1 protein-coding gene is annotated in these 18299 nt (G+C 37.6%); it reads left to right on the top strand.

Features of this window, described 5'->3' with window-relative positions; all coding sequences use genetic code 11:
* Positions 1-268 precede the first annotated feature (268 nt).
* Positions 269-18298, top strand: coding sequence for a LamG domain-containing protein (locus VCM44_RS03060; protein ID WP_334677980.1), 18030 nt, complete (start codon positions 269-271; stop codon positions 18296-18298).
* Position 18299 lies beyond the last annotated feature (1 nt).

Here is an 18299-nt window from a genome sequence, read left to right as displayed (position 1 = left end):
ACCCACTTTAAGAGTTAAACTATTTTTAATTATAGCAAAAGCTGTAACTCGTTCAATAAACAAGGAATGAGTACAATTCTGCCCCCATAACTACCTAATATTTGTTTAAGCGAGATAATAAATATTATTGGCAATAATTTACCCCTATAAGAAAAACTAAACAAGATTTAAACTAATTTAACGGGATAACGCGTTAAACGTTAACAAATGAAACTAATATCATGGGGTTAGTAGAATAAGTTTTTTTAATTTATCAATATATTCACTTGTGATTATATTCCTTTTTACTGGGTGTTCAGATCCCTTAAAAGGCCGCATCGATATTAACTCAATCACTGAGTACGATAAAGTTCCACCTGAAATTGACTTTGTTACCACTGCCGGCCCGATGAACGGTAATAATGATTTTACACTAAGCTACACACTAACTGATGATAACTCTGGTGTAGCAAGTGCCAAGATCCTCTACACACCAGATTTTAATACAACTAATTATTCTGAAGTTACAACTGTTACAGGTAGTAGCAATCAAATAAAATTCTGTGTTCCTAATAAGAATCATCCTGCTCCTGCTTTTAAAATTATTGCTAGAGATGAAGCAGGTAACGTCTTTGAAAAAGAGCTCGGAACTAGTGGCCCAAACTTTTCAATCAACTTAGATACTGACCCAACTATCCCAAACTTAACTTCATCTCTAGGTACACTGACAAAAGACCAGCCTACAACCTTAAATATTGATAGTTGCTCACTGAATGCCTGTTCAGGTGATGCTGTCTATTTTGAGCCTCCAACTCAAACAAAGTATGTCTTCGCCAATACGACAGGAACGACTCCTAGTGTCGGTGATGCTTGGGTAAGCTGTGAAACAGCTCTCTCAAGTGGTTATTTACAAAACAATTTTCCAAGTGAAGGACTTAATACTTACTATCTATGGACAAAAACAGAAGATGTAGATGCAGATAGTGTTACTCCATTGAATTTTATTTCAAGTGCTAACACAACAATAGATATTACATACGATAATACTGCTCCTATTGATAACACTGGAACTGGTTTTACTTTTGATAATGATGTTGAAATTGTTGGTGATAATATCCCTGTTCAATGGAGCCTTTTTACTGATCAACAAGTCGTCGATCATCGCATTGAATTATATACTGATAATACATGTAACCCATTAAATCTCTATAATAGCTATACGACTTCTAGTGCCGCAATAACCGATAATACGAATGTTGATGGCCTTGTGGATGGACAATACTGGGCAAAGGTCATAGCAATCGATCATGTGGGACTTGAAGGCTCATCCTCTTGTTCACTCGATAGTGTTTTTGTCGATGCAACTGCACCTGTTGATAATGGAGCGGACTTACAATTTATCGACACATTAGATAATGACGGTGATGATCTTTCTATTTCATGGACAGCATTCAGTGACTTAACACTTACAAATCATCGTATTGAAATCTTTAGTGACTCAACATGTTCAACATCAGTAGGTACATTTCTTACTGGAAGTAGTACTAATTCTGACAGTGCTGCTGTGGACGGATTAAATACAGGAGACTACTGGGCAACTGTTACAGCAATTGATGGAATAGGAAGTGAAACAACTTCAAACTGTTCTACAGATACCATAAGAGTCGACAAAGACTCACCTATTGATAATGGAGCAGATTTACAATTTAGTGCAGCTACTGATATTGATGGAAATAGTATTGCTGTTACTTGGACAGCATTTTCAGACCCAGATGGTGTTGTCGACCACAAACTTTATACATACACAAATAATACTTGTACGCTTGGTGAAACAGATCATGGAGCAACTTCAAGTGGTACAAATTCCAATGCTACAAATATTACTTCTCTTGCCGACGGCCAATACTGGGCAATCGTTGAAGCATTTGACCCAGGTGCAAATAGTACTAAGTCTGCATGTTCAACAGATTCAATTATTGTTGATTCAACTCCACCACTAGATAACACGGCCAGTGTCCAATTTAGTGCAACACATGAAAACACAGGAAATAATATTGCTGTTTCATGGACAGCTTTTACAGACTTAACTCTAAGTGATCATCGACTTTATACCTACACTGATTCAAGTTGTACTTTAGGCATGGTTGATCACGGGTTAACAGGCTCAACGACGACTTCATCTAGCATCATAACTGGACTGGCCGAAGGTACTTATTACGCTAGAGTAAGAGCTTATGATGCCATGGGCTTTGATACTCTATCAGCATGTTCTACAGATTCAATCGTAATTGATAAAACAGCTCCTGTTGACAATACTGCTGATGTTCAATTTACAAACGATTACAATAATACCGGTGACAACGTTAATGTGTCTTGGACAGACTTTTCTGATACATATTTAAGTGATCACAGAATTTATACATACACAGACTCTGCATGTACTTTAAATGAAGTCGATCACGGCCTAACTGGTAGTGCAACGAGCACCAATGCTGCAATCATTGATGGATTAAGCGATGGTACTTACTACATAAAAGTAGTTGCCTATGATTTAGCTGGTAATGAAACAACAAGTGCTTGTTCTACTGATGCAATTACCATTGATACAACCGCCCCTACCGACAACACAGCAAACCTCATCTTTGCAGATACTCATGATATTGATGGTAATGATCTAAATGTATCATGGACGGCATTTACAGACACAAATGGAATAGCTGATTATCAAGTTCTAACTTACACAAACTCTTCTTGTACATTAGGTACAGTAACTCATCCTTATATAGGAAGTAACGCTTTAACTGATTCAACTTCTATTGATGGCCTTGCCGACGGAACTTATTATGCAAGAGTTCGCGCAATGGATAACGCAGGAAATACAACATTATCAGCTTGTTCAACTGACTCGATCATTGTTGACTCAACACCGCCGCAAGATAATACTGCAAATATCCAATTTACACTTGCTCATGAAAATACTGGAAATAATATTGCCGTTACTTGGACTGCGTTCTCTGATTTAACATTAAGTGATCATGAAGTTTATACATATACCGACTCATCTTGTTCTCTAGGAGAAGTAAATCACGGACTAACAAGCTCCACAGCAGCATCTGCAAATAATATAACAGGGCTTGCCGAAGGTATTTACTACGCAAGAGTTAGGGCCCATGATCTCATGGGATTTGATACATTATCTGCTTGTTCTACTGACTCTATCGTAATCGATAAGACGCCACCAACTGACAACACGGCCAATATCCAATTTACAAATGACTACAACAATACAGGAAATAATATAGATCTTACTTGGACGGGTTTCACTGACACTTATTTAAGTGATCATCGTATTTTAACTTATACAGATGCTGCTTGTAGCTTAAATGAAGTAGACCATGGACTAACAGGAAATACGACAGTTGCTAATAATACGATTGTTGATGGACTTACTGATGGTGTTTATTATGCAAAGGTTGTTGCAATTGACCTTGCAGGAAATACGACAGAATCAGCTTGTTCTACAGATACAATTACAATTGACCTTATTAATCCAACAGATAATACGGCCGATCTTCAATTTGCTGATCTCTATGATAATGATGGAAATGATATTAGTGTAAGCTGGACAGCCTTTACTGACCTCAATAGTATTGCTGACCATCAAATCTATACATATACAGATGCAGCTTGTACTTTAAATGAAACAATACATCCATTAACAGGAAGTGGCACTAACTCTGATGCCGTAACAATTGATGGACTCACAGATAATATCTATTATGCAAAAGTATTAGCTTTTGATAGCGCAGGTAATTCAACTCTTTCTGCTTGTTCTACAGACTCAATTGAAGTCGATACAACTCCTCCGACAATTGGTGCAAGAGAAGTTGTGGGAACAGTTGTTACAGGACAACCCCTTGGTCTTTTCAACCTAAGTGATTGTAACGATGTAACTCATGTGAAAATCACAAAAGGACTTGGAGCTCCACCACTTGCCGCAGACTCAGGTTGGCAAACTTGCGATACTGTAAATTATTCGATGACATTTGATGATCTCGATGTTGGAGCAAATAATCTTCAATTTTGGATTAAAGACGTTGCAGAAAATGTGCAACCTTCATTTATTGCCCATCAAGTTTTCTTTACACCACCACAATTAACGGTAGAAAATGGGCCAACAATTAATACAACTATTGCAGATATTTCCATTGATTACTGTACAGAAGCTGGAATAACTGAGGTTATTTTCAAAGACGTTGACGGACAACCTGCTGCGAGTGATCCTGATTGGCAAACTTGTACAACAGCGATTGGTGGACTTAAATCTTATACACTTACTCCAGGTGATCATACACTAAAAGTATATCTTAAATATGAAGACACAAGCATCTCTCTAAATGCTATTGATCTGCCTCTTCGATATGATCCTGTCATCAACTGGGTTGAGTCTCCAGTAATAAATAGACCTCATGTTTCATTTACTTTTGAAGCATGTGATGGGATTAGTGAAATTTTAATTAATCAAGGAACACAACCAGCACCAGGTGATCCACAATGGCAAACTTGTTCAACATCGGCCGGGGCCATTACACATACACTAACAAGTGATGGAGAACAAACTCTAAACTTCTGGTACAAAGATTTAAGTAGTAATGTTCTAACAGGTTACTCTCAAGTTAACGTAAACTTTGTACCTCCTAGTGCTTACTTAGCAAATGGAACTGATCTTGACACAAATACAGCTGCTATTTCAATTGATAGCTGTACTGATATTTCAAAAGTATATGTAAAACTCGATGATACAATGGAGCTTCCACCTTCAGTCGCAGACTTTACAACTGGCGATGGCCAAGACTGTACGACTGCGATGAATGCTATCACTTCACCAATAATTCCAGCAGAAGGGATACACACACTTGATGTATGGTTCTACTTTAATGATGGATATACATTAGATCCGTGGCATGAAAGACTTACTGTTCGCTATACTGCTGTTGATTCAACACCACCTCCAGTTTCTGGAGGAGATGGAGCAGCTGTTCCTTTGGCAATGACATTAAACAATGGAGATGCTAGCTCTCCGCCAATTTTATTAGATAATGCATCTCGTGCTATTTTTACTTTAAACACTTGTGAACCAAATCCTCCAGTTGCAATGACAGGGACAGTAGATATAACGCCATCGACAACTAGTGTAACTGGTACGGGAACGCTTTTCACAAGTGAGATCAGCGTTGGAGATTATATAAATATTGGAAGTGAGATTTTAAAAGTCGCTTCAATAACTAATGATACATCATTAGAACTAGTTTTCCCTCACACTGCGGGAGCAACTGGTCAAAGTATTACAAAAGAATACCCTGATGATGTAATTACAGACATGATCGTAACAAAGAGCTCAACGGCCCCTGATGCCGACAGTCCAGACTGGCTAACATGCTCTAATTCTGCAGAGTTTTTAAAATCAGCTTCACTTACTCCAGATGGAGTATATACATTATATGCATGGTTTAAAGATGCTAGTGGAAATGTTTCGACAACTTCTCTCACTCAAGATGTTGAAGTTCAAGCAAATGGGGATTTAACTCCACCACCGAGGCCAGAAATCATAGTGGAAGGAGCACCTGAAGTTGCGAGTGCACCTGTTGGTATGACTGTAGTTGACTGTACAGATGTCGATCAAATTTATCTGAAGCCATCTGAATATCCATCTCCATATGTTGCACCAGATAAGGATCAATCAGGTTGGCAAGACTGTAGTGAAGCAGTTGGTGCACTGACATATCACGTTGACCTTATTGGATCTTATACAATATCAGCATGGTTTAAGGATGCTGCGGGTAATATAAATTCAACTCCAAGGGATGTATCATTCATCTTTAACCCAACTCAGGGAGCTTACCCAGACGCTATAGCATATTGGACAATGGATAACGTTCACAAGAAAGAGGGTCGTATTATCGACGCTCTAGGTGAAAACCATCTTGTCTATTGGAATAATGGCAGCGTAACAAGTACGGCCGGTCGAAGTGATGAAGCAGTATCGCTAAGTGGTACCAACAGTTATCTATTAACAAAAAATACACCTATTCTAAAACCGACGACCGCTGTTTCTGTCTCAATGTGGGCAAACCTAACAAATGGTGACACTGGAAACAAGGTTATCATGGGAAATATAGAAGAAGGTGTTGGTGGATATGGATTTAAATTAAATGGAGGAGACCTGCGTTTCTATGCTAGTGGACAATCGGTCTCAATTGCTACTTCTTCGTACACAACAGGTTGGCATCATATTGCTGGTACTTCTGATGGACGATTTATCAATATTTATATTGATGGACAGCTACAGGCAACGACAGATTTAGGCTCTCCAGCAAATCTCCAATATGGATGTCCTACAATTCTTGCAGTTGGTACGGATGTTAATTGTACTGATCAACCGACTATAACAAGTAATTTCGATGGACAATTAGATGAACTAGCAATTTGGGATAAGTATTTATCGGAACAAAATATTTTAAATCTTTATATTGATACATTCAACCAATTTAAGGTTAGTCAACATTCCACTAAGCCAGCAGATATAGCTTCTGCATCTTTCTATGGTGAGACACTACAAAATACAAAATTAACTATTGATACTTGTGGAGATAATAAATTCATCTATATCGATGAAACGACTCACCCACCAACAGTAGATACACCACGTTGGCAACTATGTCGTGAAGTTATTGGTGCAGCAATCAACAAGAACCTAACACAAGGTCCTCATGAATTAAAAGTGTGGGGTAAAGATGAATACAATAATATCACTAATGCTTTTTACTATGTAGATACAGTTGTAACATCAACAAATCATTATGAACCAAGTATCCTACATTATACTATGGATAATGATCATATTGATGGATCACTAGTTCAAGAGATCAGATCTGGTTACCATGCAATAAATAATGGTGCGACACCAAGTGTATCTGGAGTCCAAAATGAAGCTTATCAATTTGTAAAAGCAAGTAATACCTACTTAGAGACTAAACATGCCGCACTTTCTCAAGTCGCAGATGAAGTAACCATTTCGATCTGGGCCCAACTGACTGCTAATGATAATCGTCAGCAGGTGCTGGCCGGAAATAGAATCTCTTCTCATGGTTACTCAATTGAAATTGACAACAGTACAAGCGAATTGAAATTCTTTGTAGAAACTAGTGGTGGAACAAGATCAGTTGCAATTGCAACCTCGGCCTACACAACAGGATTTCATAATATCGTTGGTGTCTATGATGGACAAAACACAAATCTATATATTGACGGTATACAAGTTGCAAGTGTTGACCACGGAAGTGTCCTACCTATTCAATACACTTGTCTAGGTTCATTTGTAATTGGTGCTGGAGCAACATGTAATAATGGTGCTGCTCTTGGTACGCATTTTGATAATAAAATCGATGAAGTATTAGTTTGGAACTACTCATTAACTTCAGCAGCTATTACTGAATTATTTGAAGGACAAGATACTGTTCCTCCACTTTCAGTACCAGTTACTCCACGTGATAATCTTTACACAATTGGAATTCCTGTCGCAAGACTCAACGTAGATAACTGTAGCGATATTGCTAAGGTCTATGTAGCACTCGATGATACCAAGCCAACTGGTGAAATTGCTAATTGGCAAACATGTTCAACAACAGATGACCTAATTAAATCGAGCTTATTAGAAATTGGTGCAAATGATCTACGTGTATGGTTTATGGATGAGTCTGGAAATGTTTCTGACACTTCAACTGATTTAACAATCACATATAACTTTGATGCAACCATACCTACTCCTGACTCTTACTACACACTAGACCGAGCAAATCGTGATGGAAGCGTGATCTATGACGTAACAAGTGCTCATCATGGAGAAAACTATGGGCCAATAGAGTCAACGGGTGTTGCCGATGAAGCAATGAATTTCAACGGCACGAGTGATTATATTGAAGTCTTAAACGATGTATCATTTGAGCCAGCTTCTGAAGTAACACTATCAACGTGGTTTAATGTGGATTCTTTCCCAACTTCAAGACAAGTAATTGCAGGTAACTACAACAACGGCGGTTACGAAATTGCTCTTGATAACGGTGTTGTAGAATTTAAGGTTCAAGCCTTAGGTGGCCCTCAAGTTGCTTCCTACTCAACGACATCATTAACTCCAGGAGATTGGACTCACGTTACGGGTGTTTGGAATAATGGAACGATTAGACTATTTATTAATGGAATAGAAGAAGTTAATACTGTTATTGCGGGTAGTGCCGATATTGATTATGCACAAAGCAACTCATTCTTAATTGGAGCATCACCTACAACATCAACAGGCCCATCGGGTAATTACTTTGATGGTAGTATCGATGAAGTTTCTTTTTATCGAGCTGCTTTAAGTGATACAGTTATTAATGAATTATACGAGAGACAATCTAAAGGTGATAAAGCATATTACGATGTTACTCCTCCATCAATTCCGGTAAACTTAAATATCATTTACTACAACTCATTAGTATCAAGAGCAAATCTAACAGTCACAGACTGTACTGGACTTGATTATATTATTGTTACAAAGAATGAATTCCCTCCAGATAAAAATGATGAGGACTGGCAGCTTTGTAATACTTTAACAGGTGGTCTACTTTCAAAAAGACTAGATCCAACTGACAATTATGCAAAATTTTGGACAAAGGATATTTACGGAAATATTTCAAAAACTTTTGAGTATGTTCCAATTATTACAAAATACGATAAGCCTATTGCAAGACCAGTTGTTCACTGGACTTTTGACGAGGCCCACTACAACAATACCTCAAACGAAGCCTTAGATCGCATCAGTGGCCTAAAGCTGAAAAACGAAGGTTATGAATTAGACTATGTTGATTTTGATACTGATCCATGTGATCGAACAATGGTACACAATCCAGCATTAGCGCCTGTAACAATCGACTCTAATGGTGTTCTAAATAAATCGATGCTCTTTGGTGATGACCGATTCTTACGCGTTAAGTCTCCTCAGAACTCAAAACTTAAGCCAAGTGATACACTCTCTGTTGCAGCATGGGTTTACTTAACTGGTGACGGTGTACACTCTGATGATCATATCATCTCAAATGAGTTCAATGGTAAAGGTTGGTCAATAAAAGTTGATGCGGCCAACAAGGATGACAAAGGGCTTCGATTTACTGTTCATACAGCAGATGGGCTCCTAGAACCATATCTTGAAACAAAGAACTACACAACAGGATGGCACTTAGTTATTGGTACTTACGATGGACAGAAGGCCAGTCTTTATTTTGATGGTATTTTTGTCAAGTCCTTCTCTAATGCTTCACCATCGCCAATCGTCTATGAGACAGGTGTAAACACTTTCGTTGGGGCAAAAGCATCTACTGGAGATGAGCCAACAAATGGTAAATCACATTACTATGCGCGCTCTGGTTTAAATTGTAACCTATACAATATCGAAGATAGTAACTTTGCAAATAAAATAGATGAAGTCATTATTTGGGATCAAGTTCTAACAGGACTAGAAGCGTCTTCTCTATATCATAATGGTGCAGATATTCTTTATGAGACGGATGTAACGGAACCACCGAACCCTACTTTAACACTAGAAAATACTAGGCCAGATTTATTCTCTAATAAAGCATATTTCACCGTTAACGATTGTACAGATATTTCAGGAGTTCTAGTTAATGAAGGGACAAGACCTGACAAGCAAGATGATCGCTGGGAAGTATGTCGAGAAAGACGTGGTTCATTTGGATTAGAAGAACTTACAGAAGGTGGTCACACTATAACGACATGGTTTAAAGATCTAGCTGGTAATGTAACAAGCTCTTCTTCTGACCTAGTTGTAAATTATACTCCAATTGCAACAGTTCCATATTCAAATGCTTACTGGCCAATCGAAAGTGTTGCAAGCGTTGATAGAACTGTCATTGATATTATTGAACATGGTGTACACGACCTTATCGAAGTCAACGTAGATGCTGCCGATAACCCGACAGCAACTTATACCACAGGAAAAGTAGGAGAAGCATTATCCCTTACAGGTAGCCAGTCTTATCTAACAACTCAAGATACTGTCTTATTGACACCAGTTAACTTCTTATCTGTTGGTGGATGGTTCTATCTTACACAATCTGATAGTACAAACCGTGTCTATATCGACCGCCACGTCTATTCAACAGCAACAAACAGAGGTGGTTATAAACTCTATCAAAGCGGTGGGAACATACGATTTACACTTGAGTTAGATATTGCAGGAACAATTAATTTAGCGAGTTCAATGGCCGGTGTTACAACAGGATGGAATCATGTAATCGGTATTTTTGATGACCAGGAAGTTAAGTTGTATTTAAATGGCGTCGAAATTGCTACTTCAGGTGTACTACCTGAAAGAGATTTCGTTCGCTACGATGTTCCAACTGATTTTAGAATTGGTGCAGAATCTAATCAGAATAATCTTGCGACAAACTTTTTAAATGAGAAAGTCGATGAAATTGCTGTTTGGGGATATGACTTATCACCAACAGAAGTAGCAACCGCACATACAAAAGGACAGTCATCGACAAGACAAGTTGAGACGATGAATGCACCTTCAAATGTTGATAACGCTTATATATATTTCGATAGTCATTTCGGCCCTTACGCTAAGATGACAATTTTAAATTGTACAAATACTCCTTGGGTATATATTACTTATCAAGGAGCACCACCACCGGCCGATGACAGCGATGACTGGCATCGTTGTGTAACTAATCCTGGTGCAATATTATCTGAAAAGCTTCCAACTGGAACAACTTATGTTGATGTGTATGCAAAGAATGCACTTGGAGATATTTCGACATTAGCAGGTACAAAAGAAATTGATCCGATTCCAACATATTCAGACTACGATCTAGTAAAGCCTATTTATCATGCATCTTTTGATAATGGCACGATTAACGGTTCAACACTTACTGATCATACCTCACAAGTATCAGCTCAGTTAAATGGAAGCCCCACAATCTCAACAAGTAGTAATGGTAACGAAGTAATATTCGATGGTAGTGATGATTATATAGATATTGCTAATAATTTTAGATTTGAAAATCTGTATAACTTTACATTAATGACATGGCTACATTTAGATAGTACTGATACAGCTACTAGACAAATTATTACAAAGAAAAACTCAAAAGATGACATACGTGTTTATCTTGATAGTGGCGATATTGTTTTTGAAGTAAATATCGTTCAACCATCTGGCTATACTAGAAGTGTTCCTTATGGAATTATTAGATATCCTCTAGAGCTGATTCAAACCGGAATACATCAACTGGCAGTAAAATACGATGGACAAGAATTATCTTTATATATTGATGCTAATCTTGTTGCTCAAGCAGATCCTGGCTATCAAAACTGGTCAACTACGACGATACGTAAAGTTGACTTTGATTTTGTAAGTGGTTTCTATCTAGGAGACAATACACAAGCAGAAAACTTCCAAGGTGCTCTTGATGACTTCATGGTATTCAATCAGACTCTAACTGATGAAGAGATTTTCTACCATTATAAGAGATATGTAGATGAAGTTTATCCAAATGATTCAACAGCTCCTACAACAACGCCAACACTTTCTGTTGTTAACTCGACATTTGGAACAAATTGGCCAACAGATAATCCAAATCCAGTTTATTCAATAAATGACTGTAATGATATCACTGGTGTCTATATCACTGTTGATGCTCAACCAGGGCCAACAAATACATCAAGTGGATGGCAGCAATGTAGTACAAAAGATGGTGCAATCGATTCACCGACACTCACTCCAGGTGTACATACAGTATATTTTTGGTTTAGAGATGCAAGAGGAAATATAAGCTCTCCTCAAAGTATCGTTGTTGAATACACAGACCCACCTCTTCCTCAGCCAGTTGCTTATTGGACGCTCGATCAAAATACGAAAATCGGTAGTATTTTCTACGACTCATCAAACGCTATCAACATCAATAATTTTGGTGCTCAAAATATAGCCTCTGCAAAAGTTGGAAATGGATTAAGTTTTGATGGTGAACGTCAATATTTAAAAACTGATTACGATCCACAACTAAAAGTTACAGATGAATTCACTATCGGTTTTTGGATGGATCACAATATTCCAACAGATGAAGGAAGTGGTGATCGTTTCTTCAGTATGACTGGTGCACAACCAGGTGGAATGGAGATGTATCTAATATGCGATGAACCATCATGTGCAACTAGTAATAAATTTGTTGATTTCAAAGTTAATATCGGTAATAGAAATTATGTACTTGATCTACCTGTTTCACAATTCCCTTCATCTTGGGTGTATGTTCTATACACATATGATGGACGCTATCTAAGATATTATGAAAACGGAACACTCAAAAGAGAGAAAGACTTAAATGATTTTGAAAGTGTAACTTATGATGCTGTTGAAGAAGTTCCTTTTGTTATGGCCGCAAAAGCAGGAGCAGATGAACAAATATCTAAACATTCAAATATGAATATTGATGACGTTGCAATCTGGAGTAAGGCCCTAAATCAATCTCAAATTACAAATCTCTATAGTAATTATGCAAATAATAATACGAGAAACTATGACCCATTAAGGCCGATTGTAACTCCGGCAAATACAAGAGCTTCTATTTATAACCCAGGTTATAAATCATTTGGTTCAAGACTTCGTCTGACAATGAACGATTGTACAGATACCGATATGATCTTGGTATCTGACTCAACAGTACAGCCAAGTGATACAGATGAAAATTGGCAAGTGTGTAACACAATAGCAGGTGGTATATTAAGCTCGCCTCTACCAACTGGATCGGTAACGCCAAGGGTTTGGGCAAGATCATTTACTGGTGAAGTTTCCGCAGCTTCAGGAACTGCAAATGATCAAACATATACAATGCCAACCTATGTTTCTGACATACCAAGGCCAAGTGTTCACTGGTCACTGGATTCAGCGACTTCTGGTGCTTATGGACATCCTCAAATTTTTGATAATTTTGGTACTGCACATGGATCACTTGATGCGACAACACCACCTGAATCAACTGCAACGAGTGGAGACAATGCTGTAATCGAAGAAGGGTTCAGCTTTAATGGTATCGATGAATTTATTAAGATAAAACCAGATGCAAATACAAACCCAATGTATACAACATCAATATCGGCATGGGCCCATCTCGTAAAAGGTGAAACAAAGCATCGTCACATCGCTGGTAATATTCAAAAAGCAACACTCACAGATGGATCAGGAATTGGACTTAGAGTTAAAAATGGTAATTTACAATTTTATGTGACGGCAAGATCCCCTGGAACAACAGGAAGCATTCAAACTCTAACTGTAGATTTTGATACTAGTATCTACAATACAGGCCTTCACCATATAGTAGGAACATTTAACAAACAAAAACTAGAGCTATATCTTGATGGTGTAAAAGTAGCGGAAAAGTACGCTCAGCTCTTTGATGGAAATTATATTGAAGTTGTTAATGATGACTTTAGTTATTGGAATATTGGTGCAGAAACAGGATATCTACAAACAGCTGAAGCAAACTCTTTCTTTAAAGGCGTTATTGATGATGTCATGATTTGGCACAATGTTCTATCAGAAGAAGAAGTTTACTATCTATACGAATACGGATCAGACCTTCTTCCTACGACACTAGCGGATGGTATTGCTCCAACTGACCCAGGAATAGAGCTCACAGGTAATCTTACAACGACGTCTTCACCATGGAGTCATTTCACAATGCCAACATGTACTGGAGCAAACGGGATTCTGATTAATGCAATCTATGTTAATTCCAGTTCAGATGCACCACCAAGTAAAGACGATATTGGCTGGCAGTATTGTACCCGTGATGAAGGATATGTAATTTCCCATTTACTTGAAAGAGGTGATAACGATATTACTGTCTACTTTAGAGATGAAGAAGGAGATATCTCAGGATCAACATCTTTTAATGTTACCTATATTCCACCAGACTTAATTCATCCACTGGCATACTATACGTTTAACACTGAAGATTCTATTAGTGCTGACTACTTTAGAGACTTAGCAGGAAACCTTCATATTGCAGCCTCAAGTGATATACCGAAAGTTTCATCTGCAATTGGTGGAAATGCAGTTGAATCAACTCTCTCATCAGAGACAATTAGTAATACTTTTACTTTTGAATACGATATGGAAAGAGACTTTACGATCTCTATGTGGCACTTACCACAAGCAACATCTGAATATAAACTTTTAGAGTATGGGCAGCTACGAATTTCGAGAACATCACTAAATCAAATTCAAATTCACATTCCTGATATCGGAACATTTACAACAAATCAATCACTGATACCAGCGCAGTGGACACACTTAACTTTTAGAAGAGAAAACAACTCTCTAAAAATATATTTTAATGGAAAACTAATTTCATCTTTTTATACTAAGACAAATAATCTCAAACTTCACAACAGTGGGAAACTATCATTACTAGAAACGAGAGGTCGACTAGATGAAGTCGTTATCTATGACTCACCTCTTACAGAAGATCAAATTGCTTACTTATTCTTCAAGGGAAGTAATCAAGAAAAGCTAGAACTATATCCTTTAAACTATGTTGAACCTGCCGTTCCTGACTTTTACTGGAACTTTAATAACACACAACTTACTTCAAATAGCTTAAGTGGGGTAACAAACTCAGAATCTCTAAATGTGAAAAATGCAGTTACGACAGGGAGTGTTGATGCTATTGAAGGTGAGGCTTTCCAATTCACTCGTTATGAAGATATTTTAGCAGGTGATGATATAAATACCGTTGGCGCAAGACAATTTTTACGATCGGACTCTGTTGCACCAATTGACTTCACTTCAGAGTTCACATTATCAATGTGGATCAAGCAACCGAATGCAGATAGCGCAAACATTTTCACTGATGATAAGAGTGTTATTATTGATCAATGGGGATCAGAGTTTGAAGAGAGAGTTTTTAGACTAGAATATAAACACACTTCTACTGGTTCAGGAAAGTATATACTCTATCTAAGAAATGGTTATGAAACGGATATTACCAAACAAGCTATTAAAGTTGAAACAACATCTTTTAGTGGAATTAATGGCTGGCACCATCTTGCGATTAAAAGAGATGTAAGAAAGCTTGCTATCTTTATTAATGGCCGTGAATACGGTGCCGCTTTAATTGGAACAGCTGCTCAAATTGTTAACAACAATCTTACAACACCTTTAAGAATTGGTGAGTCAGGTCTAAGCGGGCTTGACCTTATGGCAGAAGATGTCTCAGTTGCAGCTGGAACAAATACTATCACTGGTATTGGTTCTGATTTTGAGAATAAATTCTATAATTATATCCATGGAAGTGTTGATATCATTTCAAATACTACAGTTGTCACAGGTACAGGTACTCGCTTCACTCAAGACTTAACGGTTGGAGAAAGTGTACTCATTGCAGGAGAAGTTCATACTATTGCAAGCATTACAGATAATACGACATTTATACTCGATGCAAATCATGTTTCAGGAGCCTCTGGTGAGAATGTTAGAAAGGTTATCCCAGGAACAGTATCAAGTACAACAGGATCAAATATTATTACAGGAGTTGGAACAAACTTTACTTCGGCCCAATTCCCAAATAACTCATATATCACTTTTGGTAACGAGATTGGTCAAGTTGCTTCAGTTAATAGTCCAACACAAATAACATTAGTCAATAATGCTATCTCTACACAATCAGGAGTGTACGCTGAAAGTACAAGTGACCTAAAGCGACTTAAATTAGGTGCTGAGATTTTCGATTCTTACTATGTTAATGATGCAACAACAATTACATTAGGATCAAATCACATAGCTGGTGTTTCAAATGTAAATATGTGGAGAACTTATAATAATACTCATAGTGATGAATATGGATTTGACGGTAGTATTGATGAACTTGCTGTATGGTACGATGCTCTCGACTTCAACCAAATTTATAAATTATATCAGAAAGGATTGGCCAATGAGCCTATTTCAGCGGCACCTACAATAGCATTTAATGGTGTTGGTAATACAACAAATGATTCAACAGTTTCAATCACGCTCAATGACTGCCAAGACTATACTCATGTTTGGGTAGGAACAAGCCTCGACAGTGATCCGCTTGATGGAACTCCAGGCTGGGTAGCATGTACCGATGTAGCAGGTGGACTAACTTCACCTACTCTTACTTCGGATTCACTAAACACTGTTAAGATATGGTTTAAAACGGGATCTGTTGTTAGTTCATATACATCAAGTTTTGATATTACACATGTAACTGGTGATCTCACTCCTCCAGCAATTCCAGCAATTACACTTGAAACAGCATCACCAACGAATCTTTCTTATGCTCGATTTACGATTGGCTCATGTAGTGACATCGCTGGTGTTCTAATAAATTTAACAGGTATTACTCCAAGTGCAATTAATCCAAATTGGAAGAATTGCTCTACGATAAACTCTGCACTTCACTCACCAATTCTTGAAAGTGGAGCAAATACAATAAGTGTATATTTTAAGGATGAAGCAGGAAATGTAACAACAAGCTCTGATTTTGCACTGACATACAATCCAGTAATGATTGCAAAGCCTGGCTTATATTTGAACTATAATAACGAAAACCTAAATAACAATATTATTCTTGAAGAAATAAATGATGATGTATTCAGTCCTTCAGTTGTTCTATCTTTAGAAAGTAGTTATATCGAAGGAGAAACGATAGAGTTTAACGGTACAAGATACCTTGAGGATGTATCAAATACTTTTAATATCACGTCAAACTTTACAATCTCAAATTGGATAAACATCGCAAAACCGACATCTTTCAGTGTCATTAATGATAAATGGAATAGTACAATTGCAGAACAGTCATATCGTAAATTAATCGATAGCAATGGCCGTCTATGCCTAGAGTATCAAACAGTCAACAGTACCCAAGTTTGGAATAATGATTCATACAAGAAGATCTGTTCAACTGGTAAGATAGAATTTGGTAATTGGAACCATGTCGCTATCACGAGATCAGGTACGAATGTAAACTTCTACATTAACTCAGTAAACGTTGGAAATGAGACCATTGATAATGGCGATCTTGTGAACTCACCTATTCCACTTCGAATTGGTGCAAGTCAGCGTGAAACAAATGGCGTTGGTATTGTTGGAGGTATAGATGAGACAGCAATGTGGAATCAAGAGTTATCTAGTTTAGATATAGAGACTCTTTATGGACGTGGAATGTCTCAAATGCCAATTTTATATACTTCGCAACCTCAAGCAACACCACTTGAAGATATTTTCTGGGGATTTGAGTCTGCAAATTACTCAGCTCCAAACCTAAGTGCAGCAATTGGCTCTAAGGACTTAATAAATGTTCCATCTTCAACGCCAAGCTCAGCAACATATAATCCGTCTGCACAGATAGGAGAAGCATTCGACTATGCTAATGAGAACTATTTCGAAACTGTTGATCATGAAATTAATCTAGGTACTGACTTTACAATTTCAACTTGGATCAACCTCGTTGATGACTCAGACGATGAAGGAACAATTCTCAACAAGTGGAATGAAGCCGATGTAGATGAACAAGAATTTAGATTATATACAGATAATCAATATATTAAGTTCTCATATCATGCGACGACAACAGCTACCGACACCTTCCCAATGCTCGGCTTTGACACAATAACATCAAATGGGCAGATACCACTTACAACGTGGACAAATATTGTCATAACAAGACGTGGAAATGTTATCCGTATGTATATTAATGGTGAGCTAGAAAGTTACAAGGTTATTGGGCCAGAGGCAATGAAGAACATTACAACTGTACCACTAAGAATTGGTGGTGTTGAAGATGGTGGCATTAACTTCTTTACTGGTACAATCGATAACACGAGTATCTGGAAAAAGCCTTTAACTAAAGAAATGATAAAGTATGTTTATCAACAAGGACAAGCGAATCTTGAGAATCCAACCACAACTCAAGTAAGCCTTGCTAACCCTAGTAATACCATTGTTGACCCAATTGCATATATGACAATATCAGACTGTAATGGAAATACTAAATACCTAATCCAAGATTCATCTCTAGGTGCTCCAGCAGCTGGCGCATTAACAAATGATTGTACTAGTGAGCTTAGAGGAATCTTCTCTACAGATGTGCCAGCAACAAGTGACACTCTCCATATCTACTTAGGAGATGGTACTTCAACTATTGAAGGTCCATATCCAGTTAATGTCATCTATGCCCCATAAA

Origin of the sequence: Halobacteriovorax sp. DPLXC-1 (assembly GCF_036903125.1) — a bacterium.
GTDB lineage: Bacteria > Bdellovibrionota > Bacteriovoracia > Bacteriovoracales > Bacteriovoracaceae > Halobacteriovorax_A > Halobacteriovorax_A vibrionivorans.
Note: the sequence above shows the minus strand (reverse complement) of the source record. Positions and strands in the feature narration are given on the sequence as shown.